Annotated in this window: 21 protein-coding genes; 11 read left to right on the forward strand and 10 right to left on the reverse strand. The window is 53.5% G+C overall.

Annotated elements, in window-relative coordinates; genetic code table 11:
- Positions 1 to 7: 7 nt before the first annotated feature.
- The 4 genes from AC5Q5A_RS05280 to AC5Q5A_RS05295 all read left to right on the forward strand — a co-directional run bounded on the left by AC5Q5A_RS05280 (position 8) and on the right by AC5Q5A_RS05295 (position 3,589).
- On the forward strand, positions 8 to 421 hold the full coding sequence (locus tag AC5Q5A_RS05280; protein ID WP_008890745.1) for a cytidine deaminase: 414 nt from the start codon (positions 8 to 10) through the stop codon (positions 419 to 421).
- Positions 418 to 1,224, forward strand: a complete 807-nt coding sequence (locus AC5Q5A_RS05285) for a purine-nucleoside phosphorylase (protein ID WP_493894592.1) — start codon at positions 418 to 420, stop codon at positions 1,222 to 1,224. Before AC5Q5A_RS05280 ends, AC5Q5A_RS05285 begins: the two co-directional genes overlap by 4 nt.
- 59 nt (positions 1,225 to 1,283) lie before the next feature.
- Entirely contained in the window at positions 1,284 to 2,624 is a 1,341-nt protein-coding gene (gene deoA, locus AC5Q5A_RS05290) for a thymidine phosphorylase (protein WP_493894593.1), read from the forward strand.
- Between the two features lie 200 nt (positions 2,625 to 2,824).
- Positions 2,825 to 3,589, forward strand: coding sequence for a DeoR/GlpR family DNA-binding transcription regulator (locus AC5Q5A_RS05295; RefSeq protein WP_008890742.1), 765 nt, complete (start codon positions 2,825 to 2,827; stop codon positions 3,587 to 3,589).
- Between the two features lie 29 nt (positions 3,590 to 3,618).
- Here AC5Q5A_RS05295 and AC5Q5A_RS05300 read toward each other — a convergent pair whose 3' ends face one another.
- The 6 genes from AC5Q5A_RS05300 to AC5Q5A_RS05325 form a co-directional block, all read right to left on the reverse strand.
- A complete protein-coding gene (locus AC5Q5A_RS05300) occupies positions 3,619 to 4,437 on the reverse strand; it encodes an ABC transporter ATP-binding protein (protein WP_493894594.1) in 819 nt (272 codons plus the stop codon).
- Between the two features lie 135 nt (positions 4,438 to 4,572).
- Positions 4,573 to 5,358 (reverse strand): amino acid ABC transporter ATP-binding protein, encoded by a 786-nt coding sequence (locus tag AC5Q5A_RS05305; RefSeq protein WP_040823744.1) that lies wholly within the window; start codon positions 5,356 to 5,358, stop codon positions 4,573 to 4,575.
- A 17-nt stretch (positions 5,359 to 5,375) separates the two neighbouring features.
- On the reverse strand, positions 5,376 to 6,479 hold the full coding sequence (locus AC5Q5A_RS05310; protein ID WP_063089713.1) for an amino acid ABC transporter permease: 1,104 nt from the start codon (positions 6,477 to 6,479) through the stop codon (positions 5,376 to 5,378).
- A 1-nt stretch (position 6,480) separates the two neighbouring features.
- Entirely contained in the window at positions 6,481 to 7,677 is a 1,197-nt protein-coding gene (locus AC5Q5A_RS05315) for an amino acid ABC transporter permease (protein ID WP_210517560.1), read from the reverse strand.
- A 117-nt stretch (positions 7,678 to 7,794) separates the two neighbouring features.
- Complete coding sequence (locus AC5Q5A_RS05320; RefSeq protein ID WP_064789656.1) at positions 7,795 to 8,817, reverse strand: amino acid ABC transporter substrate-binding protein; 1,023 nt, start codon at positions 8,815 to 8,817, stop codon at positions 7,795 to 7,797.
- Positions 8,818 to 9,311: 494 nt separating this feature from the next.
- The gene (locus AC5Q5A_RS05325) at positions 9,312 to 11,264 is read right to left on the reverse strand and encodes an acetoacetate--CoA ligase (protein WP_493894595.1); all 1,953 of its coding nucleotides are present in this window, start codon (positions 11,262 to 11,264) and stop codon (positions 9,312 to 9,314) included.
- A 420-nt stretch (positions 11,265 to 11,684) separates the two neighbouring features.
- On the opposite strand from AC5Q5A_RS05325, the gene moaB reads away from it, so the two are divergent.
- The 5 genes from moaB to AC5Q5A_RS05350 all read left to right on the forward strand — a co-directional run bounded on the left by moaB (position 11,685) and on the right by AC5Q5A_RS05350 (position 16,181).
- Positions 11,685 to 12,215, forward strand: a complete 531-nt coding sequence (gene moaB / locus AC5Q5A_RS05330; protein WP_040823811.1) for a molybdenum cofactor biosynthesis protein B — start codon at positions 11,685 to 11,687, stop codon at positions 12,213 to 12,215.
- Positions 12,216 to 12,279: 64 nt separating this feature from the next.
- Positions 12,280 to 13,047: a sulfite exporter TauE/SafE family protein gene (locus tag AC5Q5A_RS05335; protein ID WP_493894596.1), complete on the forward strand. Its 768-nt coding sequence runs from the start codon at positions 12,280 to 12,282 to the stop codon at positions 13,045 to 13,047.
- Positions 13,048 to 13,322: 275 nt separating this feature from the next.
- Positions 13,323 to 14,351 carry a methyl-accepting chemotaxis protein gene (locus AC5Q5A_RS05340; RefSeq protein ID WP_493894597.1) on the forward strand — a complete coding sequence of 343 codons (1,029 nt, stop codon included), beginning with the start codon at positions 13,323 to 13,325 and terminating at the stop codon, positions 14,349 to 14,351.
- Positions 14,352 to 14,536: 185 nt separating this feature from the next.
- Complete coding sequence (locus AC5Q5A_RS05345) at positions 14,537 to 15,349, forward strand: hypothetical protein (RefSeq protein WP_493894598.1); 813 nt, start codon at positions 14,537 to 14,539, stop codon at positions 15,347 to 15,349.
- A gap of 70 nt (positions 15,350 to 15,419) precedes the next feature.
- Positions 15,420 to 16,181 carry an IclR family transcriptional regulator gene (locus AC5Q5A_RS05350; protein ID WP_008890731.1) on the forward strand — a complete coding sequence of 254 codons (762 nt, stop codon included), beginning with the start codon at positions 15,420 to 15,422 and terminating at the stop codon, positions 16,179 to 16,181.
- A 52-nt stretch (positions 16,182 to 16,233) separates the two neighbouring features.
- Here AC5Q5A_RS05350 and msrA read toward each other — a convergent pair whose 3' ends face one another.
- Positions 16,234 to 16,878 (reverse strand): peptide-methionine (S)-S-oxide reductase MsrA, encoded by a 645-nt coding sequence (gene msrA, locus AC5Q5A_RS05355; RefSeq protein WP_493894599.1) that lies wholly within the window; start codon positions 16,876 to 16,878, stop codon positions 16,234 to 16,236.
- Between the two features lie 205 nt (positions 16,879 to 17,083).
- On the opposite strand from msrA, the gene AC5Q5A_RS05360 reads away from it, so the two are divergent.
- On the forward strand, positions 17,084 to 17,380 hold the full coding sequence (locus AC5Q5A_RS05360; protein ID WP_493894765.1) for a hypothetical protein: 297 nt from the start codon (positions 17,084 to 17,086) through the stop codon (positions 17,378 to 17,380).
- On the opposite strand, the gene AC5Q5A_RS05365 is transcribed toward AC5Q5A_RS05360, so the two are convergent.
- The 3 genes from AC5Q5A_RS05365 to AC5Q5A_RS05375 all read right to left on the reverse strand — a co-directional run bounded on the left by AC5Q5A_RS05365 (position 17,370) and on the right by AC5Q5A_RS05375 (position 19,879).
- The gene (locus tag AC5Q5A_RS05365; protein WP_493894600.1) at positions 17,370 to 18,587 is read right to left on the reverse strand and encodes an SPOR domain-containing protein; all 1,218 of its coding nucleotides are present in this window, start codon (positions 18,585 to 18,587) and stop codon (positions 17,370 to 17,372) included. The genes AC5Q5A_RS05360 and AC5Q5A_RS05365 overlap by 11 nt on opposite strands.
- 332 nt (positions 18,588 to 18,919) lie before the next feature.
- A complete protein-coding gene (locus AC5Q5A_RS05370; RefSeq protein WP_493894601.1) occupies positions 18,920 to 19,303 on the reverse strand; it encodes a hypothetical protein in 384 nt (127 codons plus the stop codon).
- 108 nt (positions 19,304 to 19,411) lie between these two features.
- Positions 19,412 to 19,879 (reverse strand): tetratricopeptide repeat protein, encoded by a 468-nt coding sequence (locus AC5Q5A_RS05375; RefSeq protein WP_493894602.1) that lies wholly within the window; start codon positions 19,877 to 19,879, stop codon positions 19,412 to 19,414.
- Between the two features lie 133 nt (positions 19,880 to 20,012).
- Between AC5Q5A_RS05375 and AC5Q5A_RS05380 the strand changes: the two genes are divergently transcribed.
- On the forward strand, positions 20,013 to 20,738 hold the full coding sequence (locus tag AC5Q5A_RS05380; RefSeq protein WP_493894603.1) for a DUF4126 domain-containing protein: 726 nt from the start codon (positions 20,013 to 20,015) through the stop codon (positions 20,736 to 20,738).
- Positions 20,739 to 20,809 lie beyond the last annotated feature (71 nt).

Consider the following 20,809-nt stretch of genomic DNA (forward strand, 5'->3'; position numbering starts at 1 on the left):
CAAACAAATGGTTGCTCATAAACAGGCTCCGCGCGATCTGATTGACGCGGCTCTTGCGGCTCGTGACAAGGCATATGCGCCTTACTCAAACTTCTTTGTCGGTGCTGCATTGCGCACAACTGAGGGCAAGGTCATTTCGGGCTGCAATGTTGAAAATGCGGCATATCCCGAGGGCGTCTGTGCCGAGGCCGGCGCGATTTCGGCGATGGTACTGTCAGGGGAAACACGTTTTGACGAGATCGTCGTTGTCGGGCTGGGCGATATCGCCTGTACCCCGTGTGGCGGGTGCCGCCAGAAGATTCGCGAATTTACCGGTCCCGATGCGACGATCTTCATCATCAATGATGCCGGTGAAACGCTTCTGACGCTTAGCCGTGAAGAACTTATTCCCCATTCCTTCGGGCCGGAGAACCTCAAATGAGCAATGTAAAAGCAGCGCTTGACGTCATTGCCGCCAAGGCGCCGGGTTTCAAGGCCGAAGTTGCGTTGGTTCTGGGCAGCGGACTTGGCGGTGTGGTTGACGCCGTAAGTGATGCGATCAGCATTGCCTATGAAGAATTGCCGGGCTTCCCGCGCCCCACCGTGGTTGGCCATGGCGGGACACTTGTTCTTGGCCGTATTGGCGGTGTGTCGGTCGCAGTGATGCAGGGGCGGGCGCATTATTACGAGCATGGCCGATCGGATCTGATGGCCGAACCGCTTGAAATTATGCGCGAACTTGGCGCAGAACGTCTGCTTTTGACCAATGCTGCCGGTTCACTGATCCCTGAGGCCGTGCCGGGCAGTCTGATGCTGATTACTGATCATATCAGCCTGTTTGGTCCCAATCCGATGATCGGCTATCACGGTAATGATCGTTTTGTCGGCATGGATGTGCCTTATGATCCTGAAATCGGGTCTGGGCTGCATGGTGCGGCGGCCAAGCTTGGCATCAAACTGTTTGAGGGAACCTATTGCTGGTGCACCGGGCCAAGCTTTGAGACGCCAGCGGAAATCCGCGCACTCAAGATTCTTGGCGCGGATGCGGTCGGCATGTCGACTGTACCGGAAAACATTCTGGCCCGCCGTCTTGGATTCAAGGTCGCCGCGGTTTCAAACATCACCAATCTGGCCGCCGGCATGAGTGCGACACCGCTGAGCCACGAGCAGACATTGGAAATGTCGAAAGCCGGTTCGGCCAATCTTATCAAGATATTACTACAATATTTTTCAAGCGCTTCCTGAAGTCGTGTGACTTCAAAGCGTCTGATCTGATTTAACGACACGTGCGCAGGAGACAGCACATGCTGCCCCAAGAAATCATTCGCCGGAAACGCGAAGGCGAAGTTCTGACAGACGCTGAGATTGCCTTTTTCGTCAAGGGCATCACAGATAACAGCATCAGCGAAGGTCAGGTTGCCGCCCTTGCCATGGCAGTGTTCTTTAATGGCATGACCATGAACGAACGCGCGGCGCTTACGCGCAACATGCGCGATAGCGGTACGGTTCTGGACTGGACGGCGCTTGGCCTTGACGGACCGGTAGTGGACAAGCATTCGACCGGTGGCGTTGGTGACAAGGTAAGCCTGATGCTAGGCCCGATTGTTGGTGCGTGCGGGGCGTTCGTGCCGATGATCTCCGGCCGTGGTCTTGGCCATACGGGCGGGACGCTGGACAAGTTTGATTCCATTCCGGGCTATCGCACGACACCAAGTCTTGACGAATTCGCCAAGGTCACCCGTGAAGTTGGCTGTGCCATTATCGGGCAGACAGCCGATCTGGCGCCGGCGGACAAACGGTTTTATGGCATTCGCGACGTGACTGCGACGGTCGAGAGCATCCCGTTGATCACGGCGTCCATCTTGTCAAAGAAGCTGGCAGCCGGGCTTGATAGCCTTGTCATGGATGTGAAATTCGGCTCTGGCGCCTTTATGAACGAGTATGAGCGTGCCCGCGAACTTGCCGAAAGCATCACCGAAGTTGCCACCCGCAACGGTGTTCCCACGGTCGCACTTCTAACGGATATGGAACAGGTGCTGGGTGACACAGTGGGCAATGCACTTGAAATGCAGGAAGCAATAGACTTCCTGACCGGAAAGCACCAGGAACAACGTGTCTATGATGTCACCATGGCGCTGGCGGCAGAAATGCTGACCGTTAGTGGTGTGGCAGCCGATGTTTCCGATGGCCTGCGTATGGCAACAGAGGCGCTTGAAAGCGGCAGGGCAGCCGAGACCTTTGGCAAGATGGTATCAAGTCTTGGTGGTCCTGCGGATTTTGTCGAAAACACCAACAAGTATCTTGAAGCCGCCCCGATGATAAATACGGTAACAGCCGCCAAGACAGGCCGTGTTCTTTCGATGGATGCCAGAAAGGTTGGTCTTGCGCTGGTGTCGCTTAAAGGCGGGCGCACGCGGGCGGATCAGAAGATCGACTTTGCGGTCGGCTTTACCGATTTTATCAAGGTTGGACAGCCGGTATCGGCCGAGACACCAATTTGCCTGGCCCATACCCGTGACGAGGCACAGCTTGAAGAAGCAACCGCCTTGCTGCGAGAAGCGATTGTGATTGGCGAGGGGGATGTCGATCCGACAGGTACCGAACCAGCTGTACGGGAACGGATCGTGGCACGCAAAAAGGCGTGATATGCACCAAGTCAAAAGCAAAAAGCCGGGGATGAAACCCGGCTTTTTTGTTTTCTGCTCTTAACGAAGTGCGCCGCCAGCATCCTGCGTGCATTTGCCTAAGGCGGACAAGGCTTGCCAAATGGCTCAAGAGAAAGCATTTTGATCAGGAATGAAAATTTTCCAATAAAGATGAAAATTGAAAACAGAAGGAGAGAGGCATGGGGAAACTGGATCGGCGTCGTAGAGAGATTTTGGAGCTTGTCGCCTCCAACAGCTTTATGACCATTGATACCCTTGCCGAACATTTTTCTGTCACGCCACAAACCATCCGACGCGACATCAATGAAATGGCCGAAGAAGGCCTAATTGCCCGCTATCACGGTGGAGCTGCCAGTGTCTCGACCACCGAAAATACCGCCTATACCGACCGTCAGGTTCTAAACCTTGGCAGCAAGCGCGAGATCGCAAAGCTGGTGGCGCAACATATCCCCGAAGGCGCGTCTCTTTTTATCAATATCGGAACGACCAACGAAGAAGTCGCACATGCGCTTCTGGGTCATAAAAGCCTTAAGATCATTACCAATAACCTGCATGTTGCAGAAATCTGTGCTGCCAATCAGGGCTTTGAAGTGATTATTGCCGGTGGCGTTGTGCGACAGCGCGATTTCGGTGTCATCGGCGAGGCCACCATTGATTTCATCAACCAGTTCAAGGTTGATTACGCGATTGTCGGGATATCCGGCGTCGACGAGGATGGCAGCCTGATGGATTTCGATTATCGTGAAGTGCGCGTCGCGCGGGCGATTATTTCCAACGCCCGCCAAACATTCCTGTGCACGGATGCATCGAAGTTTGGTCGTCGTGCGATGGTGCGTCTGGGACATCTTTCCGAAATCGACGCTCTGTTTACCGACCGTCATCCGGGGCCGGTTTGGGCCGATGTGATCCGCGAAGCCGACGTTTCGGTCTATACAGCCAACTAGATTCGGCACGGGGCAGGGTGTTTGCGCCGTTAGCTATAGACGTGGTCTTCGCGTTTGCCGGTTCGCATGGTGATCGGGCCCTGTGACGATCCGTTCAGCATCTGGGTCAGATGCGCATTATGTGCGTCATCGATATCTTTGGTTTTGCCCGCCCAGTAAACTTTACCGTCATGCATCATCATCAGGTTCTGATAACGGGTGCGGGCAATATGCATATCGTTGGTGATTGATATCACTGTGGTCCCGCGTTGTTCTGCAATCTTGCCAATCATGCGTTCGATATGGTTCGACAGAACCGGATCAAGTCCGGCGGTCGGATTGTCCAGCAACAGGATCGCTGGATCTGTGGAAATCGCCCGTGCGACACCAACGCGTTTTTGCATGCCGCCAGACAGATCACTTGGTGTTAAATCCGCACTTTCCGATGCCAGACCGACAAGGCCCAATAGATCAAGGGCACGTTCCCGGGCCTCCTTGCGGCTAAGAGTGCCGGTTTCGATCTGACGAAAGCAGATATTTTCCCAAACCTTCAGACTGTCAAACAGGGCATTCTGTTGAAATAGCATGCCAATGCGTTCCGCCCATTCGGCGCGTTTCGGAGCATTGGTTTGACTGACATCATCGCCATCCAACAGGATCTTGCCAGCATCGGCCCCGTAAATCCCAACCAGACATTTCATCAGCACACTTTTGCCTGCGGCGGACGGACCAATAATGGCCATGGTTTCGCCCTTGGGAAGATGCATACTGACATCATCAAGGGCAAGCTTGTCGCCAAACCGTTTGCTGAGATTTTCAACCGAGATAAAGGTCGGATGGGTCGCGGAGCTGGTTTCAGGCGTGGTCATTGGCAATCCGGATGATGAACGTGTTGGGCCGAGTTTCGGCAATTGCGCGGGTCTGGGCAAGGATCATTTTTACAAAAATGAAAACGGCCCCGCAAATGGGGGCCGTTTTGCAAAGATCGGATGTTTGATAGCCGATTAATGCGACAGGATCTGACTGAGGAACAGCTTTGTACGATCGCTTTTCGGGTTATCAAAGAACTCCTTCGGTCCAGCCATTTCGACGATCTGGCCTGCATCCATAAAGATCACACGGTCAGCAACCTCTTTGGCGAAGCCCATCTCGTGGGTCACGCAAAGCATGGTCATACCTTCCTTGGCGAGTTCGACCATCACGTCGAGAACTTCCTTGACCATTTCCGGGTCAAGCGCCGAGGTCGGTTCATCAAACAGCATGATTTTCGGCTGCATGCAGAGCGAGCGGGCAATCGCCACACGCTGCTGCTGACCGCCGGAAAGCTGACCCGGGAATTTGTGGGCCTGCTCGGCAATCCGCACACGCTCAAGGTAATGCATGGCCAGTTCGTTGGCTTGCTTCTTGGGCATCTTGCGAACCCAGATCGGAGCCAGCGTCAGGTTTTCCAGCACGGTCATGTGCGGGAAAAGGTTGAAATGCTGGAACACCATGCAGACTTCGCGGCGCACGGCTTCGATGTTTTTGACATCGTCGCCAAGCAAAATGCCGTCGACGTAAACTTCACCGCTTTGATAGGTTTCAAGGCGGTTCAGGGTGCGGATCAGCGTCGATTTACCTGAGCCGGACGGGCCGCAAATAACGATACGCTCACCTTTGCGAACAGACAGGTCAATATCCTGAAGAACATGGAAATTGCCATACCATTTGTTCATCTTGTTGACGGTGATGACATCCTCTTTGGACGGAGGAGGCACAGCGCCGGTAGTGGGTTCAGTTGCTACAGTCATTGTTTTTTCCTCACTCCTTACCTTTGTTCGCCTTTGCGAAGCTCTTTTTCAAGATAGGCGGAGTATTTCGCCATCGAGAAACAGATCAGGAAGAATATTGCCGCGGCGAAGGCATAACCTTCGACGTAATATTTGGTCCAGGCCGGGTCACTGCGCAGTGCCAGCTTCACCGTGCCAAGGAAGTCAAACAGGCCGATAATCACGACCAGTGTGGTGTCCTTGAACATGGAGATAAAGCTGTTGACGGTCGGCGGGATCACCAGACGCAGTGCCTGCGGCAAAATGATCAGACGCATCGACTGCCAATAAGACAGCGCAAGACTGTCACCAGCCTCAAACTGACCACGCGGAACGGCCTGCAGACCACCACGGAATACCTCGGCGAGGTAGGCGGCGGTAAACAGGATAATACCGATCTGCGCGCGCAGCAGCTTGTCGATGGTAACCCCATCGGGCAGGAACAGCGGGAACATAACCGATGCCATGAACAGAACCGTAATCAGCGGCACACCACGAATGACTTCGATGTACACCACGGAAACGGTTTTGATGGCCGGCATGTGCGACTGACGACCAAGTGCCAGCAGCAGCCCGAAGGGGAAGGCAAAGATCACACCGATCGAGGACAGGATCAGGGTCAGCGGCAGGCCACCCCAATAGCTGTTCTGGACATAGGTAAGGCCAAACACACCACCCCACATGAGGATGGCAATAATCGGCACACCAATGACCCACATCGGAATGATTGCCTTGCGCAGGCTCGGATACTTAACCGCACCCAGGCTACCGCAAATGATGCCCATCAGAAGGATCATGGCAAGAAGCGGCCGCCACTGTTCTTCAAACGGGTAGGTGCCAAACAGGATCAGTCGTAAATTGGCATTAACGAACCCCCAGCAGGCACCTGTCGCTTCCGCGCAGGCCTCAATTGATGGCGCCAACGTCGCATTGATGATGGCCCACTCGACGATTGGCGGGATCAGCCAAACGAGGAATGCAATCGAACCAAGGGTCAGGAGGGTGTTGAACCATCCATCAAACAGGTTCTTTTTGGACCATGCCACGGCACGCTCGGAAAAGGTGCCGGTCGGAAGAGGAGGTAATTTTGCGTTTTCTGACATGTTACCTCTCCACCAGTGCCATTTTCTTGTTGAACCAGTTCATAAAGAGCGAGGTCAACAAGGACAAACCAAGATAGATCGACATGAAGATCGAGATGGCCTCGATCGCCTGACCTGTCTGGTTCATGGTCGTGTTGGAAACAGAAACCAGATCCGGATAACCGACGGCAACAGCCAAAGAGCTGTTCTTGGTCAGGTTAAGATACTGGTTGGTCAGTGGCGGGATCGCAACACGCATGGATTGCGGCAAAATCACCTTGCGAAGCGCAATAGAACGGCGAATGCCCAAACTGTCGGCCGCTTCCCACTGGCCATTCGGAACAGCCTGAATACCGGAACGAACAACCTCGGCAACATAGGTCGAGGTGTAAACCGTAAGCCCGATCAGAACTGCCATGAATTCAGGCGAAATGTTGTAGCCACCCTGAATGTTGAAGCCTTTGAGAGCCGGCATGCTCATGTCGGTCGGTGCGCCACCTGCCAGATAGGCAGCCAGAACGAGACCGACGAAAATACCGATCCCGGCAAGAAGCATCGGGAAGGGCTGACCTGTGGCGTCCTGGCGTTTCTTGGCCCATTTCTTGACGAAATAGATCACAACGCAGGCAATCACGGCCGCAATGGTCATAAGGGTATAGGCGTTATCAGGTTCCGGCACCGGCAAATACATACCGCGCGACGTCAGCAAAACACCGGGCAGAGGCTCCAGCGCGTCGCGTGGATGCGGGAAAGCGCTTGGAATAAGTGCGTACCAGAAGAACAGTTGCAACAGGACCGGAATGTTCCGGAACGTTTCAACATACACAGTCGCAAGTTTGCGAACGATCCAGTTCGAGGACAGGCGCGCAACGCCAAAGATTGTCCCGATAATCGTGCACAAAATGATCCCAAGCAGTGACACCTTCACAGTGTTCAGAAGACCGACCATCAACGCCGTCGCATAGTCGCTTTGGGCGCTGTAATCGATCATGGTTTCGCTGATCTCGAAGGAAGCTTCAAGATCAAGGAACCCGTAACCGGTTGAGATGTTCTGTTGTTCAAGGTTGTACAAGGTGTTGGACACCAGGTACCAGCCCGCAAGAACGATCAGTCCAATTGCGACGACTTGATAAAGCACCGCACGGACGTTTTCGTCATTGAGATAATCAACGAGGCCCTTGGAACGAACATCCCCCGGGGCATTTTGAGGCTTACTCATATGACCCTCAGGTGTAGATTGTATCCAAAATCAGCAAGCACCTAACGAAAAGCTCCGCCCATGCGTTCAGGCAGTGGGGCGGAGCTTCGTAGGTTTAGGCAGTCGGTTTGCTAGCGATTAGCGAACCGGCCATGCATACTGCAGGCCACCGTCGGTCCACAGAGCGTTCAGACCCCGCTCAAGACCGAGCTTGGCGGTAACGTTTTTCTCATAGCTTTCGCCATAGTTACCGACCTGCTTGATGATGTTGTATGCCCAAGCTTCGTCAAGACCAAGAGCTTCACCCATGCCCGGTGAAACGCCAAGAAGACGCTGGATACCCGGGTTGGTGCTGTTTGCTTTCATGTCGTCAACATTTTCCATGGTGACGCCATACTCTTCTGCTTCAACCATTGCAGCAAAAGCCCAGCGAACAACGTCCGACCACTGTTCGTCGCCCTGGGCGACAACCGGGCCGAGCGGCTCTTTGGAGATGATTTCCGGAAGGATGACATAGTCAGCCGGATTTTCAGCCATCTGGGTACGGATGGAAGCAAGACCCGAAGCATCGGTGGTGTAAACGTCGCAACGGCCAGAGAAGAAGGCTGCGGTTGCTTCGTTGATGTTCTCGATAACGACCGGCTCGAAGGACATGCCTTTGGCGCGGAAGTAGTCAGCGAGGTTCAGCTCGGTCGTGGTGCCCGGCTCAACGCAGACGGTCGCACCGTCAAGCTCGGTTGCGCTGGAAACGCCGAGAGCTTTCGGGATCAGGAAGCCCTGACCGTCATAGTAGTTGATGCCGACAAAGGTCAGACCCAGTTTCGCATCACGGGTGGTGGTTGCAGTGGTGTTACGCGACAGGATGTCGATTTCACCGGACTGCAGAGCCGTGAAGCGCTGTGCTGCGGTCAGCGGGGTGTACTGAACGGCGTTTGCGTCACCAAAAACTGCAGCAGCTGCTGCACGGCAGACGTCAACGTCAATACCTTCCCATTTACCTTCGGCATTGGCAGCGGAGAAACCCGGAAGACCGGTGTTCACGCCGCACTGAACGAAACCTTTGGCCTTGATGCCGTCAAGAACGGCACCTGCCTGTGCGTTCTGCGCGGCAACGGCTGCAACGGTCATTGCGCCAGCGGCAAGGATCGTCTGGATTTTCATAAGATAGCTCCCTTATTAGCAAAGCATTGTTTTTAGCTTTTGTGCCACCCTGGATATGCACAGCCGCATATCCATTCGTCCGAAGAAGATCGGACCGCCAAATTAAGAAATTTTAGGCCGCCTTGTGTCAAGTGTGAAAAAATTTTGGCAACATTAGAACAGGCGGTGCTGGCTAAAAATCGAGGCTTTTTCTGCGGTTATATCGCGCGGCCATACGATCACATAAAATATACAAAACTTTGTTTGTCTCATATATTCAATAACCTAGTAGTAGTTTCGTTCTGATCACTGGCAAGGCCGAAAATTGCACGAACTTTTTTTCACCAAACAATCGGTCATGATCAAAAAAAGTGCATCAGTTCACACTGTTTAAAAAATGTGCATGGTTGCAGTGCGGAATCGGGAGCGGCATTCGTTAACCAGCGTGGTCGAGCATCTTGCAAAACCGGATCGACACGAAAAAGCCCCGCTTCGAGATGCGGGGCTTGTTTTGATCAGGTTTTCAGTTCCGACAGGTTGGAAAACAGTTCCAGTGCCGTCGGGTTGGCCAAGGCTTCCTGATTTTTTACCGGCCGTCCGTGGACAACATCACGAACAGCAAGTTCGGTAATTTTCCCCGATTTTGTCCGCGGGATATCGGCAACCGCAAGCACCTTGGCAGGGACGTGGCGTGGGGTGCAGTTGTTGCGGATCTGCTTCTTGATCTTGTCGATCAGTGCGGTATCCAATTCGTAATTGTCGCGGAGCACAACAAACAGGATCACCCGAACGTCGTTATCCCAGTCCTGGCCGATCACAATCGATTCCTGAATTTCAGGTAGTTTTTCTACCTGACGATAAATCTCTGCCGTGCCGATACGAACGCCGCCGGGGTTAAGGGTCGCATCCGAGCGCCCATAAATGACCATGCCGCCATCGTCATCAAGCTCGACATAGTCACCATGACACCAAATGTTATCAAACCGGTCAAAATAGGCGCTGTGATACCGCGATCCATCCGGGTCGTTCCAGAAGCCGACCGGCATGGATGGGAATGGTTTGGTGCAGACCAGTTCGCCTTTTTCATTGCGGACCGGTTTGCCATCGTCGTCAAACACGTCGACAGCAAGACCAAGGGCACGGGTCTGGATGACTCCACGTTTGACTGGCAGGACGGGGCAAGCCAGCACAAAGCAGCCAAGGATATCTGTGCCGCCCGAAATGGACGCCAGATGAATGTCTTCCTTAATGTCGCGATAAACGTAATCGAAGCTTTCCGGGGCAAGCGGCGAGCCGGTTGACGTCATCGCACGCACAGTGGACAGATCGTGTGTTTCGCGCGGTTTGAGTTCGGCCTTGGCCAACGCATCGATATATTTGGCAGATGTACCAAACAGCGTCATGCCTTCTGCATCGGCATAATCAAACAGGATGTTGCCACTCGGATAGAAGGGCGAGCCATCATAAAGCAGAAGGGTTGCACCGGCCGCAAGGCCCGCCATCAACCAGTTCCACATCATCCAGCCACAAGTGGTGAAATAGAAAACGCGATCACCGGGCGCGACATCACAATGCAGGATATGTTCCGAAACCTGTTTCAGCAGCGTTCCGCCCGTGCCGTGAACAATGCATTTCGGCTTGCCCGTCGTGCCAGACGAGAACATCACATAAAGCGGGTGATTGAACTCGACCTGTTCGAAGACGATTTTCTCGGTCCGGAAGGGGGCAATGAAGTCGTCATAGGTGACGGCATTGCGGATATCCGTCGTGTTGGCGCCGTCAAAGGCATAGGGCACGATGACGACCTTTTTCAGGCTGTCGATCCGCTCGACAACATCGTGAACCTTTTCGCGGATGTCGTGTTGCTTGCCGTTATAGTGATAACCGTCAACGGTGATCATCACGGTTGGTTCGATCTGGCCAAAGCGGTCTACAACACCCTGAACGCCGAAATCAGGTGAGGCGGAAGACCAGGTTGCCCCGATGGCTGCCGTTGCCAGCATCGCAATCACGGTTTCAGACATGTTTGGCATATAGCCGCATACGCGATCGCCCTTGCCAACGCCCTCAGCGCGAAGGGCCTGCGAGAATTTTGATACCGCAATATTAAGTTCCGCCCAGGATAGGCGGCTTTTGACCTTGTCTTCACCCCAGAAGATCAGGGCGTCGGTGTCGTCATCACGGACCAGAAGGTTCTCGGCAAAGTTCAGGCGCGCATCAGGGAAGAACTGGGCGCCCGGCATTTTGTTGCCGTCGATCAGCACGCGGTCGCCCCATGTTTCCGCTTTCAATTCGGCATATTCGATAAGAGCCGGCCAGAAACGCTCAATCTCGGCAACGGACCAGTCATAGAGTTCGGTGAAACTCTGAAGGTTAAGCGCATGCTTTTCATTCACCCAGTCGCGAAAGCGGGTGACGTTTGCATTTTCAACGCGTTCTTTCGTCGGTTGCCAAAGAAAGTCGCTCATCATGAGTCCTCTGTTTCCTGCCGAACGTTTCGATCTCGTCGGCGCATCCTTTGAGGGCGCCAAATTGGTAGTCCTTTACCGCTTTTCTAGGCGTAAAAATGCGGCCCAGCAAGTGAAGTAACGCAGATATCCTTAATTGGTAATACCAATTGCCTTTTTTTCATCATATACAAGGTGAGATTGTTTTCATACGTATTTGTTTAGAAATTATAAATGTCAGAAATTGTGATGCTCAAAAATATTGCGGGTTGGAGCTTAAAAATAGCCCGCAAGACTAATAAAATATCAAATGGCGGCCGGATTTTGTTCTATCGTGATTCGTTGGGTTGCGATGCCAGCGTGTCTTGCACGTGAAAACGCTTGCACGCCTGTCTGGGCATACTAGGTTGAGACAGCATTTTACGAGACATGGAGATAACCGTGGCAGGTATTGACGAAAGCCAACCCTTTGTATCGATCAATATTGCCGTATTGACCGTCAGCGATACGCGCGATCTCCATAACGACACCTCGGGCGAGGTTCTTTGTGAACGCATCATCGCCAAGGGCCATCACGTTTATGAACGCAAAATCTTGAAAGACGATCAATTGGCGTTGCGCAAGCAGCTAGGTGCTTGGTGCTCAAACCCGGATGTCGATGTGATCATTACCACGGGCGGCACAGGTGTTACCGGGCGCGACGTGACGGTGGAGGCCCACCGGGCAATCTACGAAAAGGAAATACCAGGCTTCGGCGAACTGTTCCGTTGGATATCATATCAAAAAATTGGCACATCCACCGTGCAATCACGGGCGACTGCGGGCGTGTGTATGGGAACTTATATGTTTGCGTTACCCGGGTCGACCGGAGCATGCAAAGATGCCTGGGACGAAATTCTGACCTATCAGCTTGATATCCGTCATCGGCCGTGCAACTTCGTCGAGCTCATGCCGCGTCTGCTTGAAGAATAGGGGCGCGCGCCGTCCATATCCGTTGCCCGCGATCCCTGAATTCCCCAAATAACAAGGACTTCCGATGGAATTTATCTCGGATCCGTTTTTCTATGTTGTAGGCATTCCCGCCGTCTTGATTGCGGGTGTTTCAAAAAGCGGCTTTGGCGGCGGGCTCGGTGTTGTGGCTGTGCCTTTGATGGCGTTGGCGGTATCGCCACAGGTCGCCGCGGCGATCATGCTTCCCATTCTGTGCCTGATGGACCTTGCAAATGTCTGGGCCTATCGCAACCGCTGGGATCGCCGGAACATGAAAATCCTGGTGCCGGCCGCACTGCTGGGCATTCTTGTCGGGACATTATCCTTCAGCTACCTGAACGAGGCAGCCGTCAAACTGATCATCGCGGTGATCGCGATCATCTTTACACTTGATCACTGGCTCCGTGGCCGGAAGGAAACCGGTGCACCGGGAAGAGCAACGATTGGCAAGGGTACGGTTCTTGGCGCACTGGCAGGTTTTACCAGTTTCGTCGCCCACGCAGGCGGGCCACCGGTATCGGTTTATCTACTGCCGCAGCGAATGGACAAATCGATCTTTGTCGGCACGACAGTCATGTTCTTCATTGTCGTCAATTACGTGAAACTGATCCCGTATGCGCTGCTTGGGCAATTCGATGCATCCAACCTCGGAACATCACTTTTGTTCGTGCCGATCGCGCTGTTCGGGACGTGGCTTGGCTTGTGGGCGCATGACAAAGTCAGTGTCAAATTGTTCTACCGGGTTTGTTACAGCCTGTTGTTCCTGACCGGGATTAAGCTGCTTGCGGATTCGATCCTCGAATTTACCGCCTGAGCATCGCAGCAGTTTGCGCGGCAGTTTACCCCACTGCGCTAACTGTCGGTGTATCGATCAATGGTTTTGATGCGATATGTCCACTCGCTTTAGGGTGGAAATGGTGTGCGCCAATGAGATAGCCGTGTGGTGCGAGTATAATCCTGTATTTACGTAATGGTATAAGTGGCTTATTAGATATCAGTGCTGCAAAGACAAGCAGAATGGATGGCGAATAAAAGCACGCGATCAGCAGCCAGGAGGAAACCTGATGCGCATATGGGAGCTTTATTTAAATGCCAGAAAGAATTCTGCAGGTTGCGACAGCAATTTCCGGGCAAGCCAATGATAAAATTACCGAAATCAAGGCCGTTACACGGGCAACACGAACCCTTGCACTGAATGCGTTGATCGAGGCCGCACGCGCAGGCGAAGTGGGCCGGGGTTTTGGTGTTGTTGCCAACGAGGTCAAGGAAATCTCGCAACGAGTGAACGTGATTACCGAAGAACTTGAAGACATGTTTCTGACGCTTGCCTCCGATCTGGAGAAAACAGCGCAGACGGTTCGTGGTGATCGTTTCGCCGACCTTGCCAGATACTCTGTCGAATTGATGGATCGCAACCTGTACGAACGATCTTGCGATGTGCGTTGGTGGGCAACCGACGCGGCCGTGGTCGATGTTTGTGAAAATCTGCAAGACCCTGCGTTTGCGTTGCGTGCATCGGAACGGCTCGGTGTGATCCTTGATTCCTATACTGTGTATCTTGATCTTTGGGTGGCTGACAGGAACGGGAACGTTATTGCCAATGGACGCCCGGACTCCTATCGCGTGATGGGGCAAAATGTTTCTGGTCAGGGCTGGTTTCAGGAAGCGTTGCGCTGTCGCGATGGTGGACATTATGCCGTCGCGGATGTGGCAGCCAATTCGCTGTTAAACAATGCCGCAACCCCGACTTATGCGACCGCCGTGCGCAGGGGCGGTTCTGTTGATGGCGATGTTATTGGTGTTTTGGGGGTCTTCTTTGACTGGGAAAGCCAGGCGCCGATGATCGTGAAATCGCTGAACTTCAACGCGGAAGAACGTGAACGTACCCGGGTGATGTTGATCGACGCAAAAAATCGGATCCTTGCTGCTTCCGATGACCGCGGCGTGCTCAGCGAAACATTTAATCTGCGGGTCGATGATCCTGCCCGCGGGGCCTATCTGCTTGAAGACGGATCCCTTGTGGCCTACGCCTTGACGCCAGGTTACGAAACCTATCAGGGGCTCGGCTGGCGTGGGGTCATCGTGCAAACACCAAGAGCGGAAAATGCCGCCGCCTGAACGTCGACGTCTAGGCAAACGGCGATATCGATCTGCTAAACGAAGACGGGTACCTTGTGTTGGTGCCCGTCTTCTTTTGTTTTGTGCTCAGGTGTTTGCGCTTGCCCCTTGGTGTGAAAAGAGATAACGATACTGTCACTTTATTGATAAAATGTCATCGTAGTTGCGTTGAAGGATGAAAGCTGTTGGAACTGATCCTTGCCAAAATTGCCGTGTCAATCGGAACGGTGCTGGGGCTTTCGATGCTTGCAGAAAGAGCAGGGCCACGTGTGGCCGGCGTGCTGTCAGGTTACCCGCTGGGAACAGCCATCCTTTTGTATTTCATCGCTATTGAGCAAGGTGTTGCCTTCGCAAGTGAAAGCGCGGTGTACGCATTACCGGGCCTGATTGCGACCTTAACCTTCCTCTATGCCTATTTCATTGTGTCGCGCCAATGCGTGCGCCTGCCTGTCTTTCCACAGATTCTGCTCAGCTCGCTTGGGGCGTTTGTCACTTATCTGTCTGTCTCCTGGCTGTTTCAGCTCGCACCGATGAGCTTGACGCAGGCGGCGGTGATTTTGCTGGTTGCGATCGTTGTCGCACTGATCCTTTTCCGTAAAATCGAGAATGTCCGTATTCTCAATCGGGTTCGCCTGACCAAGCGTGTTGTTTTGCTTCGCGCTTTACTGGCGGCAATCATCGTTCTGGTCATCAGCGGCATGGCGGCGTGGATTGGTCCGCGCTGGGCTGGATTGTTGTCAGGTTTCCCCGTCACACTCTATCCCATGATGCTGATCCTTCATTTCACCTATGGGGCAGAACCGGTGCATACGGTTATTCGAAACTTTCCAAGGGGAATGGGGGCATTATGGGTTTATATCCTTGCCGTGACCCTTGGTTACCCTGTTCTTGGGCTTGGCTTGGGCACGCTCTGTGCCTTTGGGGCAGCTACGGTCTATCTCATCGGGTACACCACTTTCGTCTGGGTCCGCCAAAAGTCCGTGCAAGCAGCGCAATGATCTCCTAACATTCAGAGAACACGACAATGATGGTCGGTCAAATCGACCGCACACAGGGAGTAGTCGCTGAATGCAGCAAGTCCAGTCACTGGTACGGGCGTTAAGTATCCTCAACGCGCTTGCCGAAAGCGAAGACGGGATGACCCTGACCGAAATTTCCCATCAGGTGAAATTGCCGCCCTCGACAGCACACCGGTTGCTGACCACCATGCAGCACGAACGCTATGTATCGTTCGAGGGGGAGCGCACCCTTTGGTTCGTCGGGGTGCAGGCTTTCAGCGTCGGCAATTCATTTACCAAAAATCGCAATCTTAGCCAGATCGCGCGGCCCTATATGCGCGCACTCATGGAAGACAGCGGTGAAACCGTTAATCTTGCTGTCGCAGATGGTGGCGAGGTCATTTTCCTGTCGCAGGTCGAATGCCGCAAAATGATGCGCGCACTCGTCACACCCGGTCGCCGGGCGTTGATGCATTGCTCTGGCGTTGGCAAGGCCTTGCTTGCCTTCTTGCCTGAAGAAGAACTTCATTCGGTCGTGGCAAAGCACGGGTTGCCCAAAATTACCGAACGAACCCTGATAACCCAGGAAGCTCTTGAGAAGGATCTGGAGCGTTGCCGCCAGCGCGGTTATGCCCTTGATGATGAAGAGCACGCGGTTGGTCTGCGGTGTGTGGCAGGGGTTGTTCGTGATGAAACGGGTTTGCCAATTGCAGCATTATCACTTTCGGGGCCCGCGGCCCGTATTCCAAACGACCATATAGAGCAATTGGGGCTTAAAATACGCCGTGTCTGCGCCGACCTGAGCCGTGAATATGGAGGAAAGCCGGTCTAAAGACCGGCGTTCTTCCACGGACCAAAGCTATCGCGCTCAGTCGGATTGCTGTTTACATACCCGGGCAGGAAACGCCGGTGCCGCCAAGGCCACAATACCCATCAGGATTCTTGTGAAGGTATTGCTGATGGAATTCCTCGGCATAAAAGAATTCCGGTGTCTCGGTGACTTCGGTTGTCACGTCGGCTTGACCTGCTTCTTTCAGTGCAGCGTTGTAGTCCTGACGCGACTGAACAGCCGCTTGCTGTTGTTCGGGCGTAAAGGTGTAGATCACGGACCGATATTGTGTGCCGATGTCATTGCCCTGACGCATGCCCTGAGTAGGGTCGTGGTTTTCCCAAAACAGCTTCAAAAGCGCTGAATAGGACGTCACCGCAGGATCAAAGACGACCAACACCACTTCGGCATGGCCTGTCATGCCGCTGCAAACTTCGCGATAGGTCGGGTTCTTGGTGAAGCCACCAGCGTAGCCAACAGCAGTGCTGTAAACGCCTTCAGCTTTCCAGAACAGGCGTTCCGCCCCCCAGAAGCATCCCATGCCAAAGACGGCAATTTCCAGATGATCCGGGAAGGGGCCCTTCATCGGATTGCCTGTGACGATATTGGCATCGGCAACCGGCAATGCTTCGTCGCGTCCCGGAAGGGCGGTGTCAGCGGTTGGCATTTTGGGTTTGTCTGATTTCAGCACGGAGAACATGTCTTAATTTCCCGAAGAAGAATTTGCGTTCATGCCTGCAATGTACTCCAGAAGAGGACAATAGCAATTGCCGTCTTGATCAAATGTCTTTGAACATTCTTTTGGCGGCACCACCAATCATGCCGATAATCCGCATCCAAAGTCCATGGAACTGAATGATGGAATGGCTTTGCACAGGTTCAAGCATTTGAAATCGTCAGCTTTGATGCTGTTGGGGGCGTTCAGTTTGCTGGTCGGGCTTTTGTTCCTGCCATTGCCACCACCATTTTTTGGCATGGTGTTTATTGCGCTTGGTATTCCATTGTTGGCAGCCGGATCAAAACGAACGCGGCGATTTATCCAGCATCTGCGTTGGCGGTATTACCGGCACAACACCAAGATCGAATTTTTTTTGGCAAAGATGCCCGGTTTCGTTCGAAGACACGGTCGGAAAACCCGCCCGGATGGCTTGATACGGTCTGAGAAGATGGCGGCATCCGCCAGACAACGGTCTAAGGACTAACGCGTCGAACCAGGCAATCCGTCCCGGCAGATTTCAAGCTGTTGCAAGCCTGCGTTGCCTCGCCAGAGGAAGCATACATTCCGGTCAGCAGGCGGAAAAACAAACCTTTGCCTTCAATCGCGATGCTGACGACTTCATGGTCTGCGACCGCCAGCATGCCATGCGCTGCGCTTTGGAACTTCGTCCATGCATCTTCCGCACGTCCGCGCGAACGATACGCTGCAAGTTGAACGGCGTAGTAGGGGCTATCACTTTGCGTGGTTTGGCTGGTTGCAGTTTCCGCCGGTGCCGAGTTTTCGGTTGATGGCACCATCACATTTTGTGTTGCCACCGGCTCTGTCGAGGTGATCGGAAGTTCAATCATGGGTGCTTCGGGTTTACGGTCAACAATATCAAGTTCGCCCTGTTCAGTCGGGCGCGCGTTTGAGGTGACCATTGCACCCTTATGTTCGGTTGAGGCTGCGTCGCCGGCAATCGTTGGCGCAGCAATTACGCGAACCGGTGCCGCGGATTGCACTGACTGACTGGGCACCGGCGCAGGGGCGGCAACCGGGGCAAGTTTTGAAACTGCCGTTTCTGTTCCACTGGTCGCCGGCCCGTCGGTTCTATTAGGGGCGGGGACAGGCGTTGCTGCAGGCGTCGTGTTTGGTGCGGCGGCCTGTCGGTCAACCCGTGTCAGTCGCGCCGTGTTTTCACTGACTTCCATCTCCATCCGAACGACGGGACTGGTGGGGGCTTCGGGTTCTGTCTCTACGACGTCACCGGTTTCATAAAACCGGCGATCACGTTCGACCTGCGGCGGATTGGGTAATTCTGGACCTGGTGCAACGGTGGCGGATGCGACAACGGCATCTATTTCTTTGGATCGCGCATATTCCGGGGATGACGCATCAAGCGTGACAAGGCGCCTCTGGGCGAGGCTGTTGATGCTGCCTGAAAGCCGCACACCTTGGCCGCAATCAAGATCGATCTTGGCGTCGGGCGGCGTCGCGGTCAGCCAAACATAAAGTTTGCGCGCACTTTCATAGTTGCCGTCCATGTCATAAGAAATTGCCTGAAGGAAGTTATCCTCGGGGCTTCGATCAAGTGAAATCGGTTCGGATGGGGTGGAGCCATCCTTCGCCATACCGGTACCAGCGGCAGTCGAGTGGCCGAAAAACAAACCACAGGCGGCCCGGTTGAAGCTTGTTTTTTCCGCCGCAGGCAATTGTTCGTTCGATGGGGGACTTAGTTCTTGCGACGCAGTGGATGAGCCGAACCAAAGACCGGAAAAATCAGAAGTGCTGCAAGCAGTCAGGAGCGGCAGGATAGCTGCGGCAGTTATTCTTCCCCAGTTGCGTCGAAGGGGAGTGTTTGTTGTCGCAAACCTGATTTTCACGCTTCACCTGATAATCGCTGTATTACAGAAAGTTATATCTTTCATCGCCAGCAAAAACAACTCCTGCTAATGCAACGATGATGATCAGCTGTCTTTGGAAATCAGGGACATAGCAAGCAAGCGGTATCGCATTCAGAAGGGTGACACAGCAGACAGGGAAATCACCGCATGGCCAATGGAACCATGATCCCGATAAGCAGGATCAGCACCGTTACGGCGATGACGATATTTATGATGCCTTTTGTTGCCTTATTTGCCGTTTCACGCGTCATGCCACGGCTTTGAGAAGATCGGCCGGAGGCACCCGTTGCACCGCCCGCGTTCTCAGATGTCAAAATCTTGATGACCTGCTTCTTTTCCTTGCGGGTATCTTGGTCGTACTTGTTTTCAACGATCCGTACTTCAGAATTGCCTTTGCTGCTGATCGCATCCTTGGCAGTCTTTAGGGCAGAACTGTAGTCCGATACCGGCTCGAGCTCCATCAGGTTCCCGGTCTTGCGCAGGCAAACCACAGTATAACTTTTGCTAAGTGCCGCGTCGGCCATCTTTATTCCTGTTTTTTGTGTACAACTTTGACAGACATATGGCGTGTTAGTGCAAAAATAAGAACCTATCCTAAAGAATAGGTTCTCTTGGCGGTCAAACGGGAGAGATCAGTTGGTAATGCTGCTGGCCAGCGTTTTGTACTCTTCGCAGTCCATGCCACAAAGCTGTTCCAGTCGCGCAAGGTTTTCCTGAGCCATTTCAGGTTTCCCGGTCTGAAGGAAAAGTTCGCCCTGATACTCAAGAGCGCCGACATGTTCAGGGTCAATCATCAGGGCGCGTTCATAGTTTTGCGCGGCACTGTCAAAGTCACCCATCTTGCGCTGGCTGTAGGCAAGGTAATTGTACAGATCGGCATTTTCCGGATCTTCTTCGAGCATGGTTTCAATCTTGTCGATCGCCATGTCGTACATACCGGTATCAACAAGCTCCGTAACAGCGGAAAGGTCGGTGCCTTCCGAGCTCCAGCTGTCCGAGCTGCCCATTGCAAAAGCGTTGCCTGCCAGAGGCGGGGTGGCAAGCATCATCATAACAGCACATGCCTTGATCATTTTTGGGGTTTCACCGTTACGGTCCATCGTCGTACCTTTCTGTGATCTGGTTTGGCATTAATACGTGTGTCGGGACGCGCTGAAAGTGTGATTTATCACAACTGAACGTTTTTCCTGTTCACTTGTTGGTGAGAATTATGGCTTTGAAAGGGCGGAATCTGTGGGGGTAATTGAAACTCTTGCGTTGGGAATGGGCGGGGCCTGGGCCAGTGGTGTAAACCTCTATGGCACAGTGGTTATTCTTGGTCTTCTGAACAATTTCGGGCTGCTTGATTTGCCGCCGGAGCTTCAGGTTCTGGGAACCTGGTGGGTACTGGCACTCGCCATGTTCCTCTATCTGATCGAGTTTGTGGCCGACAAGATCCCGATCGTTGATAGTGTGTGGGATGCCATTCATACCTTCATCAGGATTCCTGCCGGTGCACTCCTTGCCGCAGGCGCCATGAGCGGCCTTGATACCGGCATGGGCGACGGCGTTCAAACTGCGGTTGCCTTGCTGGTTGGTGGGACGGTTGCGGCCGGGAGCCACTTTACAAAGGCCGGCAGCCGCGCGGCAATCAATACATCGCCTGAACCGTTTAGTAACAGCATTGCCTCAGTCGCCGAGGATGTCGCCGTATTTGGCGCATTGTACACGGTCGCTTTCCATCCGGTGGTTTTCTTTGTGCTGTTTGCCCTGTTTGTTCTGCTTCTGGTCTGGCTGGTGCCAAAGATCTGGCGGTTTATCGGGCAGGTGTTTGGCAATGCACGTCATCCATCCGTGGCCTATGCCCAAACGCGTGCGCAACAAGCAAGCACCGGCACAGGGCTACCAAAACTCAATCTATCCGGGGCAGGTGGATCAGCTTTGCCACCATCGGATAAACCGAAACTTCCGCCTGAATAAGGTCACGTTGAGCCAAAAGAAAAGCCCGCAAGTATTTAACTTGCGGGCTTTATTGGTTGTGTTTCTAACGT

This window comes from Thalassospira sp. CA1, from assembly GCF_059052855.1.

Excerpts from the sequence above, each read along its gene's own strand:
- AC5Q5A_RS05340 (WP_493894597.1), top strand. The coding sequence starts at position 13,323 with ATGCCAGAAAGAATTCTGCAGGTTGCGACAGCAATTTCCGGGCAAGCC.
- AC5Q5A_RS05315 (WP_210517560.1), bottom strand. The coding sequence starts at position 7,677 with ATGAGTAAGCCTCAAAATGCCCCGGGGGATGTTCGTTCCAAGGGCCTC.
- AC5Q5A_RS05325 (WP_493894595.1), bottom strand. The coding sequence starts at position 11,264 with ATGAGCGACTTTCTTTGGCAACCGACGAAAGAACGCGTTGAAAATGCA.
- AC5Q5A_RS05295 (WP_008890742.1), top strand. The coding sequence starts at position 2,825 with ATGGGGAAACTGGATCGGCGTCGTAGAGAGATTTTGGAGCTTGTCGCC.
- AC5Q5A_RS05280 (WP_008890745.1), top strand. The coding sequence starts at position 8 with ATGGTTGCTCATAAACAGGCTCCGCGCGATCTGATTGACGCGGCTCTT.
- AC5Q5A_RS05300 (WP_493894594.1), bottom strand. The coding sequence starts at position 4,437 with ATGACCACGCCTGAAACCAGCTCCGCGACCCATCCGACCTTTATCTCG.
- AC5Q5A_RS05320 (WP_064789656.1), bottom strand. The coding sequence starts at position 8,817 with ATGAAAATCCAGACGATCCTTGCCGCTGGCGCAATGACCGTTGCAGCC.
- AC5Q5A_RS05350 (WP_008890731.1), top strand. The coding sequence starts at position 15,420 with ATGCAGCAAGTCCAGTCACTGGTACGGGCGTTAAGTATCCTCAACGCG.
- AC5Q5A_RS05285 (WP_493894592.1), top strand. The coding sequence starts at position 418 with ATGAGCAATGTAAAAGCAGCGCTTGACGTCATTGCCGCCAAGGCGCCG.
- deoA (WP_493894593.1), top strand. The coding sequence starts at position 1,284 with ATGCTGCCCCAAGAAATCATTCGCCGGAAACGCGAAGGCGAAGTTCTG.
- AC5Q5A_RS05305 (WP_040823744.1), bottom strand. The coding sequence starts at position 5,358 with ATGACTGTAGCAACTGAACCCACTACCGGCGCTGTGCCTCCTCCGTCC.
- AC5Q5A_RS05360 (WP_493894765.1), top strand. The coding sequence starts at position 17,084 with ATGCTGTTGGGGGCGTTCAGTTTGCTGGTCGGGCTTTTGTTCCTGCCA.
- msrA (WP_493894599.1), bottom strand. The coding sequence starts at position 16,878 with ATGTTCTCCGTGCTGAAATCAGACAAACCCAAAATGCCAACCGCTGAC.
- AC5Q5A_RS05370 (WP_493894601.1), bottom strand. The coding sequence starts at position 19,303 with ATGGCCGACGCGGCACTTAGCAAAAGTTATACTGTGGTTTGCCTGCGC.
- AC5Q5A_RS05375 (WP_493894602.1), bottom strand. The coding sequence starts at position 19,879 with ATGGACCGTAACGGTGAAACCCCAAAAATGATCAAGGCATGTGCTGTT.
- AC5Q5A_RS05310 (WP_063089713.1), bottom strand. The coding sequence starts at position 6,479 with ATGTCAGAAAACGCAAAATTACCTCCTCTTCCGACCGGCACCTTTTCC.
- AC5Q5A_RS05335 (WP_493894596.1), top strand. The coding sequence starts at position 12,280 with ATGGAATTTATCTCGGATCCGTTTTTCTATGTTGTAGGCATTCCCGCC.